Below are 23,670 nucleotides of genomic sequence, written 5' to 3'. Positions count from 1 at the left end.
CGGCGTTTCAACAACGGCCGGAGGCTTCTGCATGCACGTAACCCAACTCGAGTGGATCATCACGCTGAGCGTGACGATTGCTGTGCTGTTGTTCGACGTGATCGTGATCGGGCGTCGACCGCACGAACCCTCCAAGCGGGAGCTCATTGTCTCGCTGTCGGTGTACGTAGCGCTCGCCGTGGCGTTCGGCTTGTGGACGTGGTTCTACCACGGCGACCAGTACGGGCTGGAGTTCTTCGCCGGCTGGCTGACCGAATACAGCCTGTCGGTGGACAACCTGTTCATCTTCTTGATCATCATGGCCAGCTTCAAGGTGCCCAAGAAGTATCAGCAGGAGGCGCTGTTGGTCGGCATCATCCTTGCGCTGATCTTCCGCGGTGTCTTCATCGCACTCGGCGCGGTGGCCATCAACCAGTTCTCCTGGGTGTTCTATCTTTTCGGCGCGTTTTTGGTGTACACCGCGATCACCCTGGCACGCGACACCGAGCACGACGACGACGCCGAGAACTTCGTGGTGCGGTTCGCGCGAAGGCATCTGAAGCTCACGGAGAAATGGGATGCCGGCCTGAAGCTGTGGATCAAGGACAACGGCAAGCGGCTGATGACGCCGATGTTCCTCGTCATCGTCGCGCTCGGGACCACCGACCTGCTGTTTGCGCTGGACTCGATCCCCGCAATCTACGGCCTCACCCAGGAGCCGTATCTGGTGTTCACGGCGAACGTGTTCGCGCTGATGGGACTGCGCCAGCTGTACTTCCTGCTCGGGGATCTGCTCAAGCGGCTGGTCTACCTGTCGCAGGGCTTGGCGTTCATCTTGGCGTTCATCGGGCTGAAGCTCCTGCTGCATGCCCTGCATGAGAACGAGCTGCCGTTCATCAACGGCGGTGAGCACGTGCCGGTCCCGGAGATCCCGACGCTGGCCAGCCTCGGCGTGATCGTGGTGACGCTCGTCATCACCACCGCGGCCAGCCTGTACAAGACGCGGGTGCACGACGTCAGGAAGGACGCCAAGGAGGCCGAAGAGAAGGCCTTGGATTCGGCTTGATCGGAATAGTCGACACCAACGGTCCGTTTTTTTAGCGTGACCCTGGTGCGGCTATTCGTGGCGGACACGCCGAGCGGCGACTGGACAGAACTGACCGACGGTGAGGCGCGCACTGTGCGCGTCGCGGCGACGGACCTGCAGCAGGCGCGCCGGGCCCGCATGCGGATACGCGCAGGCGATCGGGACGTGGCGGTGATCCTCGACGTCACGGTGGCCGTAGCAAGTGACTTCCGTTCGGCGCGAACCGCTCTGGGGTCCTCCGGACACACCGTGCACTATGCGGGCACAGTGGACGGACTTGCCGGCCTGATCTCCGACATCGCAATGGCCGACGTCGCCGATGGCGTCACGCTGATCTCCGCGTCACCGCGTCAGGACCTGAGTGACCTCGCGCGGCAGGTGTTGCGCCGGCTCAGCGTTCGGGACCAATTGCGCGCGTCGTAGTGGCGGCCGGGCATCCCGGTCCGAGTTCGCTGAAGCCGCTCACCGCCGCCGATTTACATAATCGGAGCGGACCCATCGGCTTTCCGTTACGTAACTAGCTTTAATAAAGCAATACAATTCGATGCGCATAACACAAATAGCGGCACAATAAGTCGACTTATTTCGCATGCGAAAGTATCGCCTGCGATGTACAGTTCATTAGCTGGCCAGGCATCACTATCGGTTGCTATGGGGATGGCCGTGCATATTTCACGAGTCTGCAGAAAAAGGGGCGTCAGTTGCCGGTAATTATTTCCGACGTCAATTTTTGTTCGCGATGACCGCCGACTCGACTCATCGAACAGCAGACTCAGCGGCGGCAACGGATCCGCCCGAACCGCAAACCCGCAGGCGGGCGCGCATCATCGGCCTCGATGGCGTCCGTGGGCTGTTGTGCCTGAGCATCGCAATCACGCACGTGACGGGGTACTACTCCAAACACACCGCTGCGGTCTGGAAGACGAATATCTTCGGCTTCTCGCTGGTGTACTTCTTCGTGCTAAGTGGTTTCCTGTTGTTCTTACCGTATGTCCGAAATGTGGTTGCCGAGCGCTCGTCGGCTCGCATGCCGAACACGCGCGATTACGCGGTGCACCGGCTGGCCCGGATCATGCCTGCCTACCTGGCGATCTTTTTGATCGTGAATTTCGTCTTGCGGTTGTCCTATGTGCAGAATGCGGCGTTGATGCCCGATGACGCCAGGACCGGCGTCGGCGTCATCACCGATCCCGGTGAATTGCTCGCCAACCTGGCGCTGGTGCAGACCTACTTCCCGTCCTACATCCAGACCGGCATCGGGCCGTCGTGGTCGCTGACGCTGGAGTACGCCTTCTATCTGTCGTTGCCACTGCTGGGATTGGCCGTCTTCCGCATGCGCAAGCGCAGCACCCGCAACCCGTTCGTGGTGGCCATGCTGGCGCCCAGCATCCTGTTGATCGTCGGCCTCATCGGACGCGCGCTGATTCCAGTGGTGAATCGCTACGCAGGCACCACGGACTTCATCCTGCTCAACTGGGGTCCGAACATCGCCGCGGTATTCACCAAGAGCATCCTTACCAACGCCGACAACTTCGCGATGGGCATGTTCGCCGCGATCGTGTTCGTCGCGATCGAGCACGGCGCCCTTGCCGAACGGATCAGTCGACGCGTTCGACTGCTCAGCGCGGTTTTGATCCTGCCCGTATTGGTGGTCAGCGCGGCGTTTTTCGCCATCGCGGTGCAGTTCGTGACGGCGGGGGTCGGTGTCGTCGCCGCCATGATGATCCTGATCGTCGTGGTGCCGTTGGCCCGTGGCCGCAAGTCGAAGTTGGCGACGTTCCTCGACGTGCGGCCGATTCGGTACGTCGGTGAGATCTCACTGTCTGCCTACCTCTGGCACTTTCCGATGCTGCTGTTGCTGGGTCGCCTCGGCTGGATGGCGGGTGACACGCTGCCCGGAATGCTGCACAACATCGTGATCCTGCTCGCCGCAACGATTCTCGCCGCATCGGTGACGTACTACCTCATCGAGAAGCCGGCGATGAACTACGCCAGACGGCTTCGTGCCGCCAAGAAGGCGCCGCCGCGCCAGACTGACGAGAAGGTAGGGGTCAGCCCAGGGCTTGGTAGATGAGCGCGGAGTAGCGGTTGGTGCGCTCGGTGCCGGTCGTGCCGGGCCCCATTCTGTTCATCACGTAGGCGAAGGTGGCGCCGCGGTCGGGATTCATCACGATCGCCGAGCCGCCCCAGCCGCCCCACCAACAGATCCTGCCCTCGGGAATGGCGGGCACGCTTTGCGGCGACGGCAGTCCGAAGCCGATGCCGAACCGCAGCGGGACCAGCAGCACCAGGTCGGGGCCGTTCGACTGTTCTTCGAAGATCAGGTCGATCGTCTCCGGGCTCAGCAGTTGCACGCCGTTGGCCTTGCCGCCCAACGTGATTGGTGACAGCGCCCGGGCGAGCGCGCGGGCGTTGCCGTGTCCGTTGACCCCGCCGATGTCCGCGCGACGCCATCCAGTCGTCTCGGCTATCAGGGCGGTGTTGTCGTCGGGCGGGAAGCTGGCGAACGTCTTGTAGGCCGGGTGGTCGGTGGGTAACGCGTCGAGCGGGATCGGCAACGGCGGGGGCGGGATGATCTGGGCGACGCGATGTTCGTCGGACGGGTCGAGGCCGATTTGGACGTCGGCGTCGAGCGGGCCTGCGATCTCGTCGCGCACGAACTCCTTGAGGGTCTTGCCGGTCGCGCGGCGGATCACCTCGCCGATCAGGTGTCCGTAGTTGACGGCGTGATAGCCCGACGCCGTTCCCGGCTGCCACCACGGTTCCTGACGCGCGAGGTGGTCGGTGGCCTTCTCCCAGTCGTACATGTCCTCGACCGCGAACGGCACCTGCCACCCGGAAACCCCTGACGTATGGGACATCAGGTGGCGTACCTCGATGTCCTGCTTGCCATTCGCCGCGAACTCCGGCCAGTACTTCGCGACAGGCGCGAACGCATCGACGATGCCGCGATCGATCACGATCAGTGCCGCCAGCGCGGTGAGCGTCTTGGTGCAGGAGAAGAAGTTGACGATGGTGTCCTGCTGCCACGGGACGGTCTTTGCGCGGTCGGCGTGGCCGGCCCAGATGTCGACGACGAGTTCACCGTCGATGTCGACGGCGATCGAGGCGCCCAACTCCTCACCCTTGGCCACCTCGTCGGCCAATGCGTCGGCGACGCGGGAGAAACGGCTGTCGCAGTGCCCGTGCACGAGATCGTTCATCGGGCCATCATGCGCCCCACCGACGGGTTTCGGGACAACTTCAGCCCGTGCCGCCCTCCGGTGCCACCGGCAGCCCGGGGCACAATTCCGTGTACGCGATGTCAGGAGCGACCCAGTCATGCCACTGCTGATGACTGAGGTTCGCAGAAAGCTTGGCGCACAACAGGTTTGACCATGCCGTCAGGGCAGGCGGTGGGAACAACCGGCGATCCGGGGCGGCGCCGTCCGACAGCAGTTGCTGACCATCAGCGCTGAACTGCACGCCCAGCATGTAGGCGTTGTGCGCGTTCATCGGCGGTCCGACAGGCGTGGTGCTGGCAGCATCCCAGAGTCGCAGCGTGTGGTCCTCGCTTCTGGACACCATCCGCCCGCCGCCAGGCCCGAAGGCCACGTCCGTCACCGCGGCGGTGTGCCCGGTCATCGGGGTGCCAACGGGTTTACCGGTCTCGGTGTTCCACATCCGCAGCGTGGTGTCTGCGCTCCCGGACAGCAGCAGCTGCCCGTTCGGGCTGAACGCCACGGTAAGCACCGGCGCGGTGTGGCCGGTCATCGCCGTGCCGACCGGGTGTCCTGTCGCGAGATCCCACACTCGTGCGGTGTTGTCGGCGCCCCCTGAGCCGAGCCGGCTGCCGTTCCAGCTGTATGTCAGGCTCGTGACGGCGCCCTTGTGTGCGTTGATCACGGGGCCCACGGCCGTCTTGGTTTCGGCGTTCCACCGCTGCACCGTGCCGTCGGCTGCGCCCGACGCGATCGAGCGACCGTCCGGACTGATCGCGACGCTCGTCGTCGCCGCGTGCCTGCCGTTGGTCAATTCGGCTAGCAGGCTTCGGTTGTCGGCGTCCCACAACCGCACCGTGCCGTCACCATTGCCCGAGACGATGCGATGACGATCGGTACTGACCGTCACACTCGTCACCGCGGAGTTGGCGGGAACGCCTGGCTGTGGCCCCACATCGGCGTCCCAGACGCGAAGCGTCTCGTCGGCGCCGCCGGTGAGAAGACGATGCCCGTCGGGGCTGAACGACACCGCGTTGATCGACCCGACGTGACCGGTCATGGGCTGGGCGACCGGCTGCTGGGTGCTCGCGTCCCAGATCCGCAGGGTGCCATCGAAACTGCCGGAGGCGATGCGGCCGCCGTCCGGGTTGAACACCACGCTGGTCACCGTGTTCTGATGTCCGGTCATCGGAACCCCGATGGGCTGGCCGGTGTCGGCGTTCCACAACCGCACGGTGTGGTCGGCGCCGCCGGACACGACGCGCTGGCCGTCAGGGCTGAACGCCGCGGTGGTGACCGCGCCGGTGTGGCCGGTCATCGGTGGTGTGATGGGCTGGCCGGTGCCGGTGTTCCAGACGCGCAGCGTGCCGTTGGCATCGCCGACCGCGACACGTTGCCCGTCGTCGCTGAAATCCACTGTCGTGACTGGGCTCAACTGTCCGGCCATCGGGGCCGCCAACGGTACGGCGGTTGCGGCATTCCAGATGCGGGTGGTGCCGTCCGGGCTGCCCGCGGCGACGAGTTGGCCGTTGTCGCTCAGATCCAGACTCGTCACGGCCGAGTTCTGCAGCATCGGCGGATCGACGGGCTGACCGGTCAGCGCGTTCCATACCCGCACGCTGTCGGCGCTCGCGAAAGCCACGTCCTTGCCGTCATCGCTCAACGCCGCGTTGGTGACTGCGTTGGTCTGCATCATCGGCGGCCCGACCGGCGCACCGGTGTGCGCGTCCCACACCCGCACGGTGTGGTCTGCGCCGCCCGACACCAGACGCTGCCCGTCGGTGCTGTACGTGACATCCATGATCGGGGCGTTCGACTGGATGATCTTTGTGGTGTCGATGCGCATCAGCGCTGCGGTGAACAGGCCGCCGACGTTGTCGGACATCACGTGTTGTGCGGCAAGAATCTGTGACAGCGCCCGGATGTCGCCTCCGCCTTGGATTCCCGCGAGCATTGCCTGACCCTGATACGTCAGCCGCAACCCGAGTGCCTCGCGGGTGCGCTCGTTGGCCCGGTCGGTTTCCTTCTTGGCGGTGACGAAGCCGTACACGGCGGCGGCCGCGATCAACAGTGCGACGACCAGCACGAGGCGCAGCACGAGTGAGCGCTTGCGCAGCACTGCGGCGTGTGCTTGGGCCTTCTCAAGTTCGGCGATACGGCGCTTGTCCTCGGCCTCGATTCTGTCCTGCTCGCGGCGCCGCGACGCGGCGAGGAAATCGTGCACATGGGTCAACCGGTCGCGGAAAGCCGTTTTGGCACTGAGCTTTTCGGCGTCCGCTAACCGGGTGCCTTCGAGCAGCCAGGCCGGGTTGCGGTTGTTGTCCTCCCACGCGGCAGCGGAGCGCTCGAGATGGTCGGCGTCCTTCAGGTCGCCGCGCTCTTCGGCGAGCCAGGTGGCCAGGTCGTCCCACTGGCGCAGCAGGCTCTCCAGGGCCACCTCGACGACGACCTCGCCGTCGTGAGTGTCCCTCACCAGCAGCCGTCGAGCGACGAATCCTTCCAGCAGAGGCCGACTTTCGGGTGGCAGATCGGTCCACCGGGCGGCTCGTCGTACCGGTTGATCGCTGTCCGGACTTATGGTGGCCAGCCATGGGATGAACGCGCTGCGCAGGTGCTGCAGTTGCTCGACACGACGTTCGTCGTCGGAGGACAACAGGTGGTCGATCTCGGACTGCACGACGCTTCGGACGCCGCCCATCGAGCGGTAGTCGCGAAGCGTCAGCGCGCCGTCGTCGCCGTAGTCCTCGTAGAGGCGGGCCAGTGTGAGCGCGAGCAACGGAAGCGTGTCCGCCCCCTCGGTGCAGTCGTCGAGCAGGTGGTTCACCAGAGCGGGATCGACCGACAGCGGCCGGCCACCCTCGGTTGCGCGGGCCGCGGGGCCGGTGATCACCTCCTTGAACTGGGTGCGGGGCATCGGTTTCAGATCGTCGAACAAGACGCTGCCGACCTCGGCGAGCTGGGGCGCGGTCTGCAGCGGCTCGTACAGATCGCTGCGGATTGTCACCGCGACGATCAAGTCGACGTCGGCAGTGTCGTCGCCGGGCGCTGCTGCCAGGTCGGCGATCAGCTCGAGAAACGCCACCGCTTCGCGTCCCGCATCGGCGCCGAACAACTCCTCGGCCTGGTCGACGGGCAGCACCAATGTCGGCGGTGGCTGCTGCGCCTCGGTCAACAACCGCGCTGCCGCGGCGCGACGGATGTCGAGCAGCCACTGCCGCACCCGTTCTGAATCGCCTGCGACGCAGGCCCGCTTGATCTCACCGAGGTCGGGACCGGTGACACCGAACCGGGCATGTGTGGCGTGCACTGCCTTCGCCAGACCGGCATCACCGGTCAACACATTGCGCTGCGGGCGCACGATGTCGAGCAACGCGAAGTCGCGGTCGTCACGCCGCAATCGGGGCAACAACCCCGCCCGCAGGAACGACGACTTACCTGTTCCGGACGGCCCGAGCACCACGAACAGTGTCTCGATGCCCGAGCGTCGCATCCCGCGTAGCGCGTCGAGGCCGCGCACGATCTGCGCGTCGCGGCCGAAAAACACTGCCGCGTCGACTTCTTCGAGCGGGTTCCAGCCGCGGTACGGCGCGCGATCCGGTTCGTGTGCAGGCGGCCACGCGAACGACTCGGCACCGATGCCCGCGCTGACGATCCCGTCGCGAAGCCCACGCAACCCGTCGGTGAGGAAGGCGACGGGCTCCGCGCCGTCGCCGATGTCGACTGCGGTGAGGGCACCGTCGCCGACCAAGTCGATGCGTTGCCATTCGGCGGTCGGATCCTCGCCCGAGGTGGCACCGATGCGCGCACTGAAGATTCGCTTGTTGAGATACTCCGCGAACCGGTATTCGGTTATGCATTCCGGTGAGGACAGCCAATTGTCAGACAGCAGACAGATAACCGCCTCGCATCTGGTGCTGGCCTGGCGCAGAGCTTCCTTCCACCGCGTGCCTGTCCGAATGCCTGCAGAGGCGTCGAGGTCGAGGAAGATTTCGTCGGCTAACCGCGCGTCCTGACCGATCAGCCACTGGCGCAAGGCAATTGCCTGCCGGTTATCCCGGCTGGAATGGCTCAGGAAGATACGCGACATTAGTTCACGCCTTCGCAAATTACATCGGCAACCGGCCTAGCGTATTTCGGTTACCGCCCGCAATGGGTCTGAAAACGTGAAAAGGCCATTCTGCAGACTGCGGTTGACGCAAGCTCGATTCGTGATGCGTCGTGACATCGATGCGGTGCGCCTGGCCCAGGCTGGATTGCTCGGCGTCGTCGTGGCCGCGACGGTGTATCTGTCGGTGCTGGCGGTCGACCCCGCGGTCCGCGAGGCCGCACCCGAAGGGCTGCGGTGGTTCGGCCGACCGGGCTCCGGGCCGACCATCGCCGTCGTCGCGATCGGCATCGTCACGTTGTGCGTGATCGCCTACCGCGCCAGGGCCGCAAGCAGTGTCTCGCTGAGCATCGTGCTTGCCCTGACGGTGATGAACTGCGTGCTCGGCATGGCCTCCTACTGGAATTGCCACGACAGCGCCCATCCCGTGTTCATCACGCCGTTGATGTGGACCGCGCAACTGGTCAAGGGCGGCGTTTCGGAACTGCAGATGGCCGGCGGCGTCGCCTGTCCGACGCCGATCCCGGTCGCATTGGACATCGCGCGGATGGGTGCGCTCGCGGTGATCTTCCTCGGCGTCGCCAGCGTGGCCATTGCGCTGTTTCGCGCTCAGGTCGACCGGGTCAGGGCGCGCGCTGCCCGGACGGTGACCGCGGTGATCGGCGTCGACGACGACTCCCGTTCGATGATCACTGCAGTCGCTCGAACCCTCGAGCCGCGCAGCCAACTGGTCGTCGTCGCCGACAACATCGACCAGCCTGTCGTGGCGGATTGCCGAGCGGATGGCGCGCGGCTGATCGCCGCGTCGCTTGATTCACCCGAAGCTCTTGCCGCACTTCCGTTGTGGCACAAGTTGAACCGGCTCTACCTGCTGCACGGTGACCCGTCGACCAACCTGGCCCGCCTGCAGACCATCGGCGAGGCCAGAGCCGCCCGCGGCGCCGAACACCGGCTTCCCCTGATCGTGCGCATCGACGACCCCTGGTATGCCGTTGCCTGGCGCGCTCAGCAGGCCGGGGGAAGCGACGGCCGCTGGGCCGCCGACGCGGTCGGCAAGTACGAGGTGACTGCGCGGCGGCTGCTCGACGAGATCGGCGAACGCGGTGGCGTCAACCGCATCCTGGTGTGCGGCACGTCGCCTCTGACGTTGGCCTTGTGCGCCGACCTCGAACAGCGCAGGCGCGAACACGAGTTCTGCGTTCGCGGCGATCATGACTTTCCCACGATCACGGTGGTCGCCGATGCGGCGGAGGAATACGCCAACGACCACCGGCACCGCCAACAACGGCTCGGGCTGCCGCGCGGCGACCGCTACGTCGACGCCGTCGATGAGGCACCGTCGATACCGGTACTCACGCGACTGATCGCGGAAGCACACGACGCCGGTTGCGCGGTGATCTTCGTCGACGCCGACCCGATGTTCGGCGCCGCGATCGACCCGACCATCGCGACACGGCTGGCGATGCGATTCCCGGACGTGCCGATCTTCGCCTGGAACGCCAAGGCCGAAAGTGCGGGCGGCGAGCGCGCCGGCATCGACGCGCTGCGCACCTATCGACTCACCATGGATCTGCCCGCTGGGCACGCGCACGACGCGTGGGAGCGGGCGGCGATGCTGATCCACGAGCGGTACCGGCTCAGTGCCGGCGGGACGTCGCCGGCGCGTCGGCCGTGGGCGGAGCTGGACGAGTTCTACCGCGGCTCGAACCGTCGCCAAGTGCGCAATGCCCTGTGGCTGGTGGAGCAGATCGGCGGGCACACCTGGAACAGCCTGGAGGGCGGGGCCCCCGACATCCCGAAGGCCCAGGCTTGTGAGCCGCTGGATCAGCTGCAGGCGATGGGCTTTGACCGCGCTGCTGCGCTGGCGATGGCGCGCGCAGAACACGAGGACTGGTGTCGCTACTACCGCAAAGCCGGGTGGTCGTGGGGTGAGGTCCGCGACCACGAACGCAAGACGCACCCGAACCTGACCGATTGGCGCACCGTCGAGGCCGACCCCGAACTCCTGCACGCCTCGCTGGCCAGCCTGGCTGCCACGCTCTCGCAGCTGCGCGAACTAGGTTACCGATCAGTGCCGCGCTGGCGGCGCTACCGCCGCGTCGGGGTGGTCACCGCAGAGCAGCGGTCGCAGCCGTGGACATGGACGTCGGACTCGGGACACGAGATGCGTGCCGGCGCGGGCGACTGGCTGGTACATGAGGACGGGGGAAGGTCGTGGTCGGTGCGCGACGACATCTTCCGCGCCACCTATCAGCGCGTCGACGACAAGCATTGGCGCAGAGCCGGATTCGTCGCGGCACGGCCGGCCCGCGACGGTGAGGTCGTCGACACGTTGGAAGGCACGGCGGCAGCAGGACCCGGCGGATGGATCGTGCGTGGAGAGGGCGGCGAGCGATGGCCGGTGTCGGCCGAGGAGTTCGGCCGTCGCTATGAAGGACCTGTGGACTGAGCAGAAAACAACGACGCAATTACACCCTCGAAATTCCGCGAATTGCGCACTCGCATTGCGCAAATGCGCCAACAGAGGGGTCCGCGCGGCGTACCGTTTTCTTCGCAAATTTCCCACACCCCGGGGAGGAATGTGATGCGCAAGTTCGGTATGGCCCTCGCGATCGTCGCGATGATGTCGGGCTCGGTGGTCACCGCGCAGACGGCATACGCGGCGCAGAGCTCACACGACACGACCACCTACACCCAGCCTTCGGTGCCTGTCGGTCCGGCCGTGCAGATGCTCGACTGCTTCGGGACCACGGGCGGAATGGGCTGTGGACCGGGCTGGGTGTGGCGCGACGGCTGGCGCGGTTGGGCCTGCTACCCCTGCTGATCACCACCGATTGGAGCATGTCGTGAACAAGATTCGCACAATGGCAGGCGGATTCGCAGCGGCCGCGGTGCTGACCATGAGCGGTTTCGGTTATGCCGCAGCACAACCCGGCGACTTCAGCACGCTACCGGTTGACCCCAATCTGATCACCGATTCGCTGGCCTACAACGCGGCGCCTGCCGTCTACAACCCGAATGGGCAGCCGGGTGTCGAGACCGTCTACACCCACCGCGACGGCAGTCGGACGATCACCACCACCGTGCTCGTGCTGCCCGACGCAGGCGCGGCAGCCGCGGCATTGGACGGTGCGAGAGCAGGTTTGGCGGTCGCCAACGGCAAGTCACAGCCCGCGGCGGTCGGTTCGGGCGGAACGATGCTGACCGGAATGTCGCCGGACGGGTCGAAGTCGGTGACCGTGCTGTCCTTCACCGAGGGCAATACGGCTACCACAATCGAATTCGCCGGTGCACCAAAGGATCCCGCGCCGTCGGACCTGGTGCTGGAACTGGGTCGCAAGCAGGACACCGCGATCCGCGACTGGCAGGCCGCTTAACAGCTCACCAGTTGTCGTAGCCGCCCTCGGGTCCGAGCATGCGTTCGAGCCGGGTGCGGTTGATGCGCGCGAGTTCGTTGCGCACCACCTTGCGCTCGGTTTCGAAGTCGTTGAGGAGCCGGTCGTTCATGGTGGCCAGCACGTCTTGGGCGGTGTAGCCGTTGATGAACATCACGAAGCCGAAGCCGAAGTGCTCGAGGTATTTCTTGGACGCGGCTGTCAGGCGGTCCATCACCTCGGGCTGATCACACCAGACCGCGCACTGCTCGGCCTGCGACTTCTCGCTGCCCGGCCGCCGCCCCACATCGGGGTAGGCCTGCAGGATGGAGTCGATCGAGTCCTCGGACAGGCCGAACAGCAGCGCGTCGGCTTCGCGGAACAACCGATCGTGGCTGTCGTACGGTCGGCCGCGGGCCAAATCGGCGGCCAGCGGCACGCTGTAGCAGCACTCGTAGATGGCGTGCACCGCACGACGCATCGGCAATGCGTTGAACGCGGCCAGGCCGATCCCCTGATGCAGCAACACACAGCAATCATCAGAGGCGCAGAGCACGCCGACGTTACCGCGTGTTACAGCGAGGAAAACTAACTAGTGCCCGGCGTTCTTGAAGCGGTCGACGGACGCCTTCAACTCGGCCTCGGCCTCCTCGCGGCCCACCCAGTCGGCGGCCTTGACGAACTTGCCCGGCTCCAGGTCCTTGTAGTGCACGAAGAAGTGCTTGATCGCCTCGAGCTCGAAGGCGGGCACGTCGCCGAGGTCCTGAATGTGGTCCCACCGCGGATCGCCTGCGGGCACACACAGCAGCTTGTCGTCACCGCCTGCCTCGTCGGTCATCTTGAACATCGCGACGGGCCTGGCCTCCACGACGCAGCCGGGGAACACCGACTCAGGCAGCAACACCAGCGCGTCCAGCGGATCGCCGTCTTCGCCGAGCGTGTTCTCGAAGAAGCCGTAGTCGGTCGGGTAGCCCATCGGGGTGAACAGGTAGCGGTCCAGCTTCACCCGGCCGGTGTCGTGGTCCACCTCGTACTTGTTGCGCGATCCCTTCGGGATCTCGATGACGACGTCGAACTCCACCGCCGCAGCTCCTCACGCATGTGCTCAGGTCTCTTCCGGGGACGGGCCTCACCCTAACGGAGCGATACGCTGCTGTAAGGGGGCGGTTCACTAGATCAGGAGAGATATGCGGCCGACGCAGTGGCGGCGATCCACGCATGTGGGGATCGGCGTGGCGGTGCTGCTGCTGGTCGCAGGCGTCGTCGCGGCGGCCGCGGTGTTCGGTAGCGGCAACTCCACCAGCGACGCGCAGGCCGTCAAGGCCGTGCCGGCCGCTGCGACCGCGGCGCCGGGCATCGTGCCCGTTTCCGACTCTGCGACCAAGCCGACTCCCGACCGGCTGGCAGCCACGCTGGCCCCGCTGGTGGCCGACCCCAACCTGGGGGCGCTGACCGGCCGGATCACCGACGCGATCACCGGGGCGCAGCTGTGGGCGCAGGGCGCGGAGGTGCCGATGCAACCCGCGTCGGTGAACAAGACGCTCACCACGGCCGCGGCGTTGCTTGCCCTCGACCGCGACGCGAGGCTGACCACCCGGGTGCTGTCGACCGGGCAGCCCGGTGTCGTCGTGCTCAAGGGCGGCGGCGACCCGACGCTTTCGGCGGCGCCGATCGGTCAGGACACCTGGTACAAGGGTGCGGCGCGCATCAGCGACCTCGCCGACCAGGTGCGTAGCAGCGGCGTCGACGTGACGACCGTGCAGGTCGACGTCAGTGCGTACAGCGGACCGACCTTGGCGCCCGGTTGGGATCCCGCCGACATCGACGGCGGCGACATGGCGCCGATGGAAGCGGTGATGCTCGACGGCGGCCGCACCCAGCCGGTGAGCGTCGATTCGGCACGGTCCAGGACGCCCGCGCTTGACGCGGGCCGCGCGCTGGCCGTCGCGCTGAAGGTCGACCCCGCCACGGTGACCGTGTTGCCTTCCGGCATGAGCGGAGGCAAGGAGATCGCGTCGGTGCAGTCGCCGCCGCTGATCGAGCGGCTGCGGCAGATGATGAACGACTCCGACAACGTGATGGCCGAGTCGATCGGCCGCGAGGTGGCGGCGCATGAGAACAAGCCGCAGAGTTTCGACGGCGGTGTGCAGGCGGTGCTTGCTCAACTGGACAAGGCGAAGATCGACACCGGCAATGCGCATCTGCTGGACTCCAGCGGGCTCTCCGCCGACGACCGGCTCACCGCCGAGACGCTGGACGGGGTGGTGACCGCCGCCGCCGGCGATGACCAGCCACGGCTGCGGCCGCTGGTCGACCTGCTGCCGATCGCGGGTGGCAGCGGCACGCTGTCCAACCGCTACCTGGACACCGACGCCGGCCGTGCCGCCGCCGGATACCTACGGGCCAAGACGGGGTCGTTGACCGGAACCAATTCGTTGGTCGGCATCGTCACCGACGCCAGCGGGCGGGTGCTCACGTTCGCGTTCATCTCCAACAACGCCGGCCCGACGGGCCGCACTGCGATCGACGCGCTGGCCGCTGCCCTGCGGTCGTGCGGGTGCAGCGCATGAGCACCCGAAGACGACCGCGAGTGAGGATCGCAGCGAGGAACGAGCGAGGACCGGAGCGACCGGGAGTCGAGGCATGAGTCCGTCAACGAGGCCAAAGCTCACTGTCGGCCGCGCCGTGGACTGGCAGTTCGCCGCGACCGTCGGCGCCAAATTGGTCCGGCCCGGTCCCGCCGCCACCGACTACACCCACCGGCAGGTCATCGATCAGCTGGCCGAGTCGTCGCGCACCGCCGAATTACCTGTGCGCGAGGTGACGGGGTTGATCGAGGGCGGCGAGATTCCCGAGGCACGCGTCGTCGACCGCGTCGAATGGATCCGCGCCGCAACGCAATCCATGCGGGTGATGACGGGCGGTGCAGAACACCCCAGCGGCTTCATCACCGGCCGCCTCACCGGGGCGCAGACCGGCGCCGTGCTGGCGTTCATCTCGTCGGGAATCCTCGGCCAGTACGACCCGTTCGGGCCGAACGGCGGCGAGCTGCTGCTGGTGTATCCGAACGTGATCGCAGTCGAGCGTCAATTGCGGGTGTTGCCAGCCGATTTCAGGCTGTGGGTGTGCCTGCACGAGGTCACCCACCGGGTCCAGTTCCGGGCCAACCCCTGGCTCGCCCAGCACATGTCGCAGTCACTCGCGGTGCTGACCGAGGACGCCGGGGAGGATGTCTCCCAGGTGGTCGGGCGGCTGGCCGAGATCATCCGTAACAGGCGTGACGGCGTTGCGCCGGAACCGAATTCGGCTGGTGTACTCGGCTTGCTGCGAGCGGTGCAGTCCGAGCCGCAGCGCCAGGCGCTCGATCGGTTGCTTGTGCTCGGCACGCTGCTGGAGGGACACGCCGACCACGTGATGGACGCCGTGGGTCCCGCAGTGGTCCCGACGGTCAGCACGATTCGGCGCCGGTTCGACGAGCGCCGCAAACGCAAGCAACCGCCGCTGCAGCGCATCGTGCGGGCGCTGCTGGGATTCGACGCCAAGCTCAGTCAGTACACGCGCGGTAAGGCATTCGTCGACCATGTCGTCGGCCGGGTCGGCATGGCCAGGTTCAACACGATCTGGACCAGCCCCGAAACCCTGCCGCTGCCAACCGAAGTCGATGATCCTCAGCGATGGATCGACCGGGTGCTGTAGCGACGCTGACCGCGGCGGTGGCCGCCTTCGTCAGCGCGCATGCCGCACATCACGAACGCTGGTGTGTGGCGTTGTCCGGCGGTGCGGATTCGTTGGCGCTCACGGCCGTGGCCGCCGCAGCCAAACCCACCGTCGCGCTGATCGTCGACCATCGGCTGCAACCCGAATCCGGCCGGGTGGCGGCGACGGCGCGAGAGCAGGCGTTATCGCTGGGATGTGTTGACGCCCAAGTGCTTTGCGTCGATGTGGGCACCGACGGCGGGCCGGAGGCGGCCGCGCGCACCGCTCGCTATCAAGCCCTGCGGGATGCCAGCGGGCAGGCCCCGGTGCTGCTCGCGCACACCCTCGACGACCAGGCCGAGACGGTGCTGCTCGGGCTGGGGCGTGGCTCGGGCGCGCGGTCCATCGCAGGCATGCGGGTCTGCGACCCGCCGTGGTATCGCCCGCTGCTGGCTGTTCGTCGGGCGGTGACGCATGCCGCCTGCGAGGAACTGCGGCTCTCACCGTGGCAGGACCCACACAACGCCGATCGAAGGTTCACCCGCACGCGGCTGCGCACCGAGGTGCTGCCCCTGCTGGAGGACGTGCTTGGCGGCGGGGTGGCCGAGGCGCTGGCGCGGACCGCGACCGCGCTGCGCGAAGACACCGAAGCCCTCGACGACCTGGCAGCGCACGCGATGGCCGAGATCGGCACCCGCGGGGGTCTGGACATTGTGCGGCTGGCGGCGCTGCCGGACGCGGTCCGCCGCAGGGTGATTCGGGGTTGGCTGCTCGCAGGTGGGGCCAGCGGTCTGACCGACAAGCAGATCCGCGGAGTGGACACGTTGGTGACGGCGTGGCGCGGTCAGGGCGGCGTGGCCGTCGGCTCGGCGTTGCGCAATCAGCGTCTGATCGCCGGGCGCCGCGACGGGATGCTGACGCTGCACACCGAGCCGGTGTGAAGATATGGCACGCTGTGGACGTGGCTGAGCAACCCGCCGAGCTGTACCCAGGCGACATCAAGTCGGTGTTGCTCTCAGCGCAGGCGATCCAGGACAAGGTGGCCGAACTCGGTGCGCAGGTCGGCGCGGACTACCGCGACGCGATCGCCGAGAACGACCTGCTTCTCGTCACGGTGCTCAAGGGTGCGGTGTTCTTCGTCACCGACCTCGCGCGGGCCATTCCGGTGCCGACACAGCTGGAGTTCATGGCGGTCAGCTCCTACGGCTCCTCGACCTCGTCCTCGGGCGTCGTGCGCATCCTCAAGGACCTCGACCGCGACATCAACGACCGCGACGTGCTGATCGTCGAGGACGTTGTCGACTCCGGGCTGACCTTGTCGTGGTTGCTGCGCAACCTGGCCACCCGGCGGCCGAGGTCGCTTCGGGTGTGCACGCTGCTGCGCAAGCCCGACGCGGTGCGCGCCGACGTCGACATCGCCTACGTCGGCTTCGACATCCCCAACGAGTTCGTGGTGGGCTACGGCCTCGACTACGCCGAGCGCTACCGCGACCTGCCGTATATCGGCACGCTCGATCCCAAGGTGTACGAGCAGGAGTAGGCGTGGGCAACGAAGAGCTCGCCGAATCGCTGCATGTGCTCGAGGGGCTCGGATACCGGCAGGTGCGGGCGGGTGTCGACGAGTCCACACGTCAGGAGGGCTGGCATCCGCCGTTGCAGCCAGGGGACTACTACGTGGAGACCTGGATGCCGGACTGGGCGGGCTACAGCCAGCAGAACGTGATCCACGTCGAGGTCGATCCGGCCCGCCCGCTTCCGCCCGATCTCCTGCTCAAATGAGCGGCAACAGCGATTACGTAGGGGGTAATGGCGCGACCGCCGGGGCACAGCGCAGAATGCGGAGATGACCACAGCCCTTCGGATCTGCCCGTTCTGCGAGGCCACCTGCGGCTTGACGCTGACGATCGAGGACGGCCGGGTGACCGGCGCCCGCGGCGACCGCGACGACGTGTTCAGCCACGGGTTCATCTGCCCGAAGGGCGCCAGCTTCGCCGAACTCGACAACGACCCCGACCGGTTGACGACGCCGCTGGTCCGTCGTGACGGCGAACTCACCGAGGCCACCTGGGATGAGGCGTACGCCGTCATCGCCGAGCGGCTCGGCGGGGTCATCAAGGACCACGGCGCGACGTCGGTCGGCGTGTATCTCGGCAACCCGAACGCACACACGATCGCCGGTGCCCTCTACGGACCGCTGATCATCAGGGCGCTGAAAACCCGGCACGTGTACAGCGCGAGCACTCTTGACCAGATGCCCAAACACGTCGCCCTTGGCTACGTGTTCGGCAGCCCAGTCGCATTCACCGTCCCCGACCTTGACCGCACCGACTATCTGGTGATCATCGGCGCGAATCCCCTTGTGTCCAACGGCAGTTTGGCCACTGCGGCGGACTTCCCCGGCAAGCTGCGGGCGTTGCGCAAGCGCGGCGGCAAGCTCACCGTCATCGATCCGGCCCGCACCCGCACCGCCGAACTCGCCGATCGTCATATCGCACCGCGTCCAGGCACCGATGCCGCTCTGCTGTTCGGGGTAGTTCACACCTTGTTCGAAGAAGGCCTTGTCGCACCGGATCTCGGCGGTCTGGCCGAGCATGTGAACGGCCTTGAGGAACTTCGCGAGTTGGCGTCAGGCTTCTCACCGGAATCGGTCGCCACGCACTGTGGTGTGCCGGCCGACGAGATCCGGGCCTTGGCGCGGGAGATCGCCGCCGCGCCGTCGGCGGCGGTGTACGGCCGAATCGGTACGTCCACAGTCGAATTCGGCACGATCGGCAGCTGGCTGGTCGACGTCATCAACGTCCTTACCGGGAATCTCGACCGGCCGGGTGGGGCGATGTTCCCGCTGGGCGCGGCGATGTCCGCGCCACGGCCTGCGGGCCCCGGCAAGGGGTTCACCACCGGCCGCTGGCACAGCCGCGTCTCCGGCTATCCCGAGGCGCTCGGGGAGCTGCCCGCGGTCGCGCTCGCCGAGGAGATCGACACCGCAGGCGATGGTCAGATCAAGGCGATGATCACGATCGCCGGCAACCCCGTGCTGTCGGCGCCCGACGGCGACCGGCTCGACCGGGCGCTGGACAGCGTCGATTTCATGCTCAGCATCGACCCGTATCTCAACGAGACGACGCGGCACGCCGACGTGATCCTGCCGCCGCCACCGCCGTCACAGGCAGGCCATTTCGACTTCGCGCTGAACAACCTTGCGGTGCGCAACAATGCCCGCTACTCGCCGCCGGCGCTGCAATCGGATGGTCGACCCGACGAGCCGGAGATCCTGTCGCGCCTCGCGCTGATCCTTTACGGCATCGGGTATCAGGCCGACCCGGCGTTGGTGGACGACCAGGTCATCGCGACGACGCTGCAGAAGGAAACCGCCGACCCCGATTCACCGGTTGCCGGGCGTGCGGTGGACGAACTGACAGCGATGCTGATCGACGGTCCGGGATACGAACGCCGTCTCGACATGATGCTTCGGCTCGGCCCTTACGGAGATGCGTTCGGCGCCAACGCCGATGGCCTGACCCTGGAGCGACTCAAGGCGACGCCGCACGGCATCGACTTCGGCCCGCTACAGCCCAGGATGCCGGCGGTGCTCAAAACACGTTCGGGCAGAATCGAACTCGCACCCGAGCCGCTGATCGCCGACGCCGCTCGACTGCAGGATTCGCTGAGCCGCGGCGACGACGGTTTCGTGCTGATCGGTCGCAGGCACCTGCGTTCGAACAACAGCTGGATGCACAACCTGCCCGCTCTGGCGGGCGGGACGAACCGCTGCACGCTGCAGATCCATCCGGATGACGCGGCAGAACTGGGGCTGACCGACAACGCGTCGATCAAGGGGCCCGGCGGCGATGTGGTCGCGCCGATCGAACTGGATCCGGGTATGCGGCGTGGCGTCGTGTCGCTGCCGCACGGCTGGGGCCACGACCGCGGCGGCACGCGGCAGGCGGTGGCCGCCGATCAACCCGGCGTCAACGTCAACCAGCTCAACGACGGCGGCCAACTCGACCCGCTGTCGGGCACCGCTGTGCTCAACGGCATCCCGGTCGTCGTCGCCCCCGCCTAGCCACACCTAGCCCCAACTACCGCGAGCGTGCGTGTCTGCACGCCGACACGCCGCTAGTTGCGGACATTTCGCGCACGCTCGGCGCGGCGCGAGTGTGCGCAAAGTCAGGTGAGCTCGAAGATCACCGTCACCGAGAAGCCGACCGTCTGCTGGCCGGGCTCCAGCGGCACGGCCGCCATCTCCGCACCCTTGAAGTTGGGCACGGGCGTCGGCGGTGTCGAGCCGCCCGACTCGGTGATCGAGATGACCTTGCCGAGCTTCAGACCGGACAACTGCGCGTACTGCTGGGCGCGGTCCTTGGCATCGTTGAACGCCCGCGCCCGCGCGTCCTTGACGAGTTGCGAGTCGTCCTCGAGCGAATAGTTCACCGAGTTGATGCGCGTGGCGTCCCCGCCGGTGCTGACGATCAACGCCAACGCCTGCGATGCGCTGTCGAGTTTGCGGATCTTCACGTCGATCGAATTCGTGGCGCGGTAGCCGATGATCGTCGTGCTGTCGCCGCCCGCGAATTGCGGTTGCAGGCTCACATTCGACGTGCTGATGTCCTTGCGGTCGATGCCCGAGCCCACCAACGCGTCGATGACCGCCTGTTGACGGTCGCTGGTCTGGTTCATGGCGCCGCTGACGTCGGGTGCGACGAACTCGATCGACGCGTTGACGGTGAGCCGGTCCGGCGTGCCCTGCACCTCGCCCGCGCCGACGACGGTTACTTGCCGGGCGTCCTTGTCGCCCGTTGCCGTTGGGCCAGAGGAGGAGTCGCAGGCCGAGAGACCAACGGCGGCAAGCCCCGCCGCGGCGAGAAGGAGGAAACGGGTGGACATCTTCGCTCTCGCTGCGATCGGCATGCCTCGCACCATACCTTCAGGGAGCCACCAGGATCTTGCAGTGCGCGTCGGGGTGCGCCAGCTCGTCGAACGCCGCACCGACGCCGTCCAGGCCGACCTCACCGGTGATCATCGGCGCCACGTCGACGTCACCCTCGGCGATCGCGCGCAGGCAATCGGTGAACTCCGTCGGGTCGTAGGCCAACACGAACTGCACGTTGATCTGCTTGGCGATCGCGAAATACGGATGGAAACTATCGGCCTGCATGCACACTCCGGCGACGACGACGCGCGCACCGACAGGCGCCCGGCGCAGGATGTCGTCGATGATGCCCGGCACGCCGACTGCCTCGAACACCACCGTGGGGCGCGCGCTGTCGAACGGTGACCCATCAGCGGGGTCTACGGTCGACGTTGCGCCCATCGCGAGGGCCAGTTCGCGTCGGCGGGCCGAATAGTCCGCCGCCACAACTGTTTCCACACCGCGGTGGCGAAGCCCCGCGATGATCGCGATGCCGATGGGCCCGCAACCGAGCACCAAAGCGGCCTCACCGCGCTCGATAGCAGATTTGTTCACCGCGTGCAGGCCGACGGCCATCGGCTCGGTCAGCGCAGCGTGCCGCGGGTCCAGTCCATTAGGGATCGGCGTCAGCAGCGGAGCCGATAACAGCATCCGCTCCGCGTAGCCGCCAATCGTCCTGTTGGAGTAGACGATCGGCTCGATGCCGCCGGCCGAAACCAGCACCGGCAGGGAGGTGACCAGCGTGCCGGGCGCAGGCGCCTCGGTGTCGGGCCCCGCCTCGAGTACTTCGGCGCTGAACTCATGACCCATGAAAACGTCACGGCTCAGATCGATATTCATGCCGCCGCCACCGAAGCCCTCGATCTGATCGTTGAGTTCAAGCACATCGGCGCCGTGTTTGGCGAAATGCAGGTCCGAGCCGCAGATTCCGCACGCCTTCACGCCGACGAGCACCTGGCCGGGGCCGGGAACCGGTTCGGCGACATCGTCGCGCAGTACCATGCGGCCGTCGCGCAGAACGGAGGCGCGCATCAGGTTTGCTCGCGCTCTTTGAGCTCGTCGGTGTGCTCGTTGATCGCCTTGACGATGGCCTCGCCCGCGCGGCCAAGGAGCTTGTCGCGCATGCCCTTTGCCCAATCGTGGCTGGCACGCGGCGCGGACAGCTGTCCCTTGAAATGCGGCATGACCTCACGCGCGAACAGTTCGTACGAGTGGTACGTGGCAGCGGGCGAGGCCCAGTCGTGGCCGAGTAGCAACAGCGTGCCGAACCCACCGGACTGATCGAGCAGATCCTGAATGTAGGCCACTGCATCGCCGGGCGTGCCGATGCAGCAATTGCCCATGCCTGCATACTCGGCCACGAATTCGCGCGGGGATTGCGTTCCCTCAACCGAATTCGACAAGGGCACGAATCCGGCCGCTCCGAAGTAGTTCGCGAAATCCTGCAACCCATAGGTGCAGTCGTCGATCGCCTGCTCCTTGGTGTCAGCCAGATGGATGATGGCCAACACCCGCCAGTCGTCGCGGTCCGGCTCGTCACGGCAGGACTTCTCGGCCTGGTCGACCACGACCTCCCAGGTGTTCTCCAGCGCTGCATAGCCGCCGGGCACCGACATCGACAGCGAAAGCAGCGAGGTGCCAAGCGCACCCGCCAGCCGCGGACCGGACGGGGAAATCATTGCCGCCGTTGAGATTTCGGGATACGGCCACGTGTACGGACGAATGTGCAGCTGGGCTTCCTGCAGCGTGAACCAGTCGGAATGCCTGCTGACCCGCTCCTCTGGCGCCGCGCGGAACAATGCCAGGATCGCCTCGAGGGATTCCTGCATCATCCGCCGCTGCTCGACCGGGTCGATCCCCATCATGTAGGCGTCGGAAGGCAGCGCGCCCGGGCCGGTGCCGAAGATCACGCGTCCGCGGGTCAGGTGGTCGAGCAGCACCCAACGGTCGGCGACCATCAGCGGATGGTGGTAGGGCAGCGACACCACGCCGGTGCCCAGCTTGATGTGCTTGGTGCGCTCGGCGGCTGCGGCGATGAACACCTCCGGGCACGCGATCAGTTCGTAGCCGCCGGAGTGGTGCTCGCCGTACCAGACTTCGTCGTATCCGAGCTTGTCGAGTGCGACGGTGCGGTCGAGGTCGTATTCCAGTGCGACGGTTGGAGATTGACCGACGGGGTGAAACGGCGTGATGAAGACTCCGAAGTTCATCGGCTTACCGCTCATGACTCCTCCAGTTCGGTCAGGAATGCCAGCAGGATTCGGTTGACCTCGTCGGCGCGTTCCTGTTGCACCCAGTGGCCCGCACCGTCGATCCACTTTTCGGTGTAGGGGCCGACGGCCAGTTCACGCGCGCGGGCCGGGTTCATGGTGTGGCCCACCGGGTCTGCGGTGCCGCCGACGAACAGCGCGGGCGCCGTGATCTTCGCGTCGGCGAGCTGCGGCGTCGACTCCCAGTTGCGGTCGTAGTTGCGGTACCAGTTCAGCGCGCCGGTGAAGCCCGTCCTGCTGAACTCGGTGACGTAGTGCTCGAATTCGTCGGCGCTGATCCAGTCCGGCAGCGGCGCGGGTCCGGTCAACAGCCCGGCGAACATTCCGCTCATCGTCGCGGCGACGTCGGCTTCCATCTCGGCCTCGGCCACGCCTGGGTTCTGGAACCGCAGCATGTAGAAGTCGTCGCCGAACTTCTGCCGCCAGCGTTCGGTGGGGCGCGACCGTGCCCGCGGGATGGGTGGAACAGAAAGGCCCGCGACCGCCCGCACGCGTCCGGGGTGCAAGACGGCGGTGTGCCAGACGACCATGGCACCCCAGTCGTGGCCGATGAATATCGCTTGTCGTGCGCCGACGGCGTCGAGCAGGCCGACGAGGTCGCCGGTGAGCGCGTGGATGTCGTAGTCCTCGACAGCGTCGGGACGGTCCGAGCCGCCGTAGCCGCGCTGGTCGGGAGCCAGCACGTGGTAGCCCGCCGCCGCGATCACCGGGATCTGGTGGCGCCACGAGTAAGCCAGTTCGGGGAAACCGTGTGCCAGCACGACCAGGGGTGCGCCGCGCTCGCCGGCTTCGTACACCCGCAGTGAAACGCCGTTTGTCTCAACTAACCGTTCGGTCGAGGTGAGCACGACCACAGCCAAGCACAGGGCAACGGTCGCCGAAAGAGTGTGTTCTGCCGGGGCCGAGTGTGGGCTCGTGTCACGCTTCGAGCGCGACAAGCGTGCGGGTAACCCACGTTCGGCGGAAGGGCCAGACAACCGCGGGAACTGTTGTTCGTTGGTCTAGCGGTAGCCTTGAGGTTTCCAGCTGCGCGTATGGAAGGACCTGGCC

20 protein-coding genes are annotated in these 23,670 nt (G+C 66.7%); 12 read left to right on the top strand and 8 right to left on the bottom strand.

Annotation, left to right across the window (positions count from 1 at the left end):
- Positions 1-31 precede the first annotated feature (31 nt).
- The 3 genes from GGC64_RS21010 (at position 32) to GGC64_RS21000 (ending at position 3,140) form a co-directional block, all read left to right on the top strand.
- The gene (locus tag GGC64_RS21010; RefSeq protein ID WP_192725217.1) at positions 32-1,045 is read left to right on the top strand and encodes a TerC family protein; all 1,014 of its coding nucleotides are present in this window, start codon (positions 32-34) and stop codon (positions 1,043-1,045) included.
- A gap of 45 nt (positions 1,046-1,090) precedes the next feature.
- Positions 1,091-1,489, top strand: a complete 399-nt coding sequence (locus tag GGC64_RS21005) for a hypothetical protein (RefSeq protein ID WP_370582227.1) — start codon at positions 1,091-1,093, stop codon at positions 1,487-1,489.
- Between the two features lie 316 nt (positions 1,490-1,805).
- Complete coding sequence (locus tag GGC64_RS21000; protein WP_192724459.1) at positions 1,806-3,140, top strand: acyltransferase; 1,335 nt, start codon at positions 1,806-1,808, stop codon at positions 3,138-3,140.
- On the opposite strand, the gene GGC64_RS20995 is transcribed toward GGC64_RS21000, so the two are convergent.
- On the bottom strand, positions 3,118-4,269 hold the full coding sequence (locus GGC64_RS20995) for a serine hydrolase domain-containing protein (RefSeq protein ID WP_192724458.1): 1,152 nt from the start codon (positions 4,267-4,269) through the stop codon (positions 3,118-3,120). The two genes, GGC64_RS21000 and GGC64_RS20995, sit on opposite strands and share 23 nt — an antisense overlap.
- A 40-nt stretch (positions 4,270-4,309) precedes the next feature.
- Positions 4,310-8,353 carry a TIR domain-containing protein gene (locus tag GGC64_RS20990; RefSeq protein WP_192724457.1) on the bottom strand — a complete coding sequence of 1,348 codons (4,044 nt, stop codon included), beginning with the start codon at positions 8,351-8,353 and terminating at the stop codon, positions 4,310-4,312.
- 124 nt (positions 8,354-8,477) lie between these two features.
- Here GGC64_RS20990 and GGC64_RS20985 point away from each other — a divergent pair, with 124 nt between their 5' ends.
- From GGC64_RS20985 to GGC64_RS20975, 3 genes are all read left to right on the top strand, one after another.
- Complete coding sequence (locus GGC64_RS20985) at positions 8,478-10,820, top strand: RyR domain-containing protein (RefSeq protein ID WP_192725216.1); 2,343 nt, start codon at positions 8,478-8,480, stop codon at positions 10,818-10,820.
- A 135-nt stretch (positions 10,821-10,955) separates the two neighbouring features.
- Positions 10,956-11,195: a hypothetical protein gene (locus tag GGC64_RS20980; RefSeq protein WP_192724456.1), complete on the top strand. Its 240-nt coding sequence runs from the start codon at positions 10,956-10,958 to the stop codon at positions 11,193-11,195.
- Positions 11,196-11,217: 22 nt separating this feature from the next.
- Positions 11,218-11,748: a hypothetical protein gene (locus GGC64_RS20975; protein ID WP_192724455.1), complete on the top strand. Its 531-nt coding sequence runs from the start codon at positions 11,218-11,220 to the stop codon at positions 11,746-11,748.
- 4 nt (positions 11,749-11,752) lie between these two features.
- Here the strand turns inward: GGC64_RS20975 and GGC64_RS20970 are convergent, their stop codons facing one another.
- Positions 11,753-12,274 (bottom strand): 2-oxo-4-hydroxy-4-carboxy-5-ureidoimidazoline decarboxylase, encoded by a 522-nt coding sequence (locus tag GGC64_RS20970; RefSeq protein WP_192724454.1) that lies wholly within the window; start codon positions 12,272-12,274, stop codon positions 11,753-11,755.
- A gap of 63 nt (positions 12,275-12,337) precedes the next feature.
- Positions 12,338-12,826, bottom strand: coding sequence for an inorganic diphosphatase (locus tag GGC64_RS20965; protein ID WP_192724453.1), 489 nt, complete (start codon positions 12,824-12,826; stop codon positions 12,338-12,340).
- 106 nt (positions 12,827-12,932) lie between these two features.
- Here GGC64_RS20965 and dacB point away from each other — a divergent pair, with 106 nt between their 5' ends.
- From dacB to GGC64_RS20935, 6 genes are all read left to right on the top strand, one after another.
- Positions 12,933-14,315, top strand: coding sequence for a D-alanyl-D-alanine carboxypeptidase/D-alanyl-D-alanine-endopeptidase (gene dacB, locus GGC64_RS20960; protein ID WP_192724452.1), 1,383 nt, complete (start codon positions 12,933-12,935; stop codon positions 14,313-14,315).
- Between the two features lie 73 nt (positions 14,316-14,388).
- Positions 14,389-15,441 carry a zinc-dependent metalloprotease gene (locus GGC64_RS20955; protein WP_192724451.1) on the top strand — a complete coding sequence of 351 codons (1,053 nt, stop codon included), beginning with the start codon at positions 14,389-14,391 and terminating at the stop codon, positions 15,439-15,441.
- Positions 15,420-16,382: a tRNA lysidine(34) synthetase TilS gene (tilS, locus tag GGC64_RS20950; protein WP_192724450.1), complete on the top strand. Its 963-nt coding sequence runs from the start codon at positions 15,420-15,422 to the stop codon at positions 16,380-16,382. The genes GGC64_RS20955 and tilS overlap by 22 nt, the downstream gene beginning before the upstream one ends.
- Entirely contained in the window at positions 16,379-16,981 is a 603-nt protein-coding gene (gene hpt, locus GGC64_RS20945; protein ID WP_370582225.1) for a hypoxanthine phosphoribosyltransferase, read from the top strand. Before tilS ends, hpt begins: the two co-directional genes overlap by 4 nt.
- 2 nt (positions 16,982-16,983) lie before the next feature.
- Positions 16,984-17,220 (top strand): hypothetical protein, encoded by a 237-nt coding sequence (locus GGC64_RS20940; RefSeq protein WP_192724449.1) that lies wholly within the window; start codon positions 16,984-16,986, stop codon positions 17,218-17,220.
- 64 nt (positions 17,221-17,284) lie between these two features.
- Entirely contained in the window at positions 17,285-19,504 is a 2,220-nt protein-coding gene (locus tag GGC64_RS20935; RefSeq protein ID WP_192724448.1) for a molybdopterin-dependent oxidoreductase, read from the top strand.
- A 104-nt stretch (positions 19,505-19,608) separates the two neighbouring features.
- Here GGC64_RS20935 and GGC64_RS20930 read toward each other — a convergent pair whose 3' ends face one another.
- Genes GGC64_RS20930 through GGC64_RS20915 form a run of 4 tightly spaced genes read right to left on the bottom strand, consistent with a single transcriptional unit; the run spans position 19,609 to position 23,468 of the window.
- On the bottom strand, positions 19,609-20,349 hold the full coding sequence (locus tag GGC64_RS20930; protein WP_192724447.1) for an SIMPL domain-containing protein: 741 nt from the start codon (positions 20,347-20,349) through the stop codon (positions 19,609-19,611).
- Between the two features lie 16 nt (positions 20,350-20,365).
- Complete coding sequence (locus GGC64_RS20925; RefSeq protein WP_192724446.1) at positions 20,366-21,382, bottom strand: zinc-binding dehydrogenase; 1,017 nt, start codon at positions 21,380-21,382, stop codon at positions 20,366-20,368.
- Positions 21,382-22,575, bottom strand: a complete 1,194-nt coding sequence (locus GGC64_RS20920; protein ID WP_192724445.1) for an LLM class flavin-dependent oxidoreductase — start codon at positions 22,573-22,575, stop codon at positions 21,382-21,384. The genes GGC64_RS20925 and GGC64_RS20920 overlap by 1 nt, the downstream gene beginning before the upstream one ends.
- Positions 22,572-23,468, bottom strand: a complete 897-nt coding sequence (locus GGC64_RS20915; protein WP_192724444.1) for an alpha/beta fold hydrolase — start codon at positions 23,466-23,468, stop codon at positions 22,572-22,574. Before GGC64_RS20915 ends, GGC64_RS20920 begins: the two co-directional genes overlap by 4 nt.
- Between the last annotated feature and the right edge of the window lie 202 nt (positions 23,469-23,670).

It is taken from the genome of Mycobacterium sp. OAS707 (assembly GCF_014873705.1).
Taxonomy (GTDB): Bacteria; Actinomycetota; Actinomycetes; order Mycobacteriales; family Mycobacteriaceae; genus Mycobacterium.
This window is presented reverse-complemented; position numbering and strand designations above follow the sequence as displayed.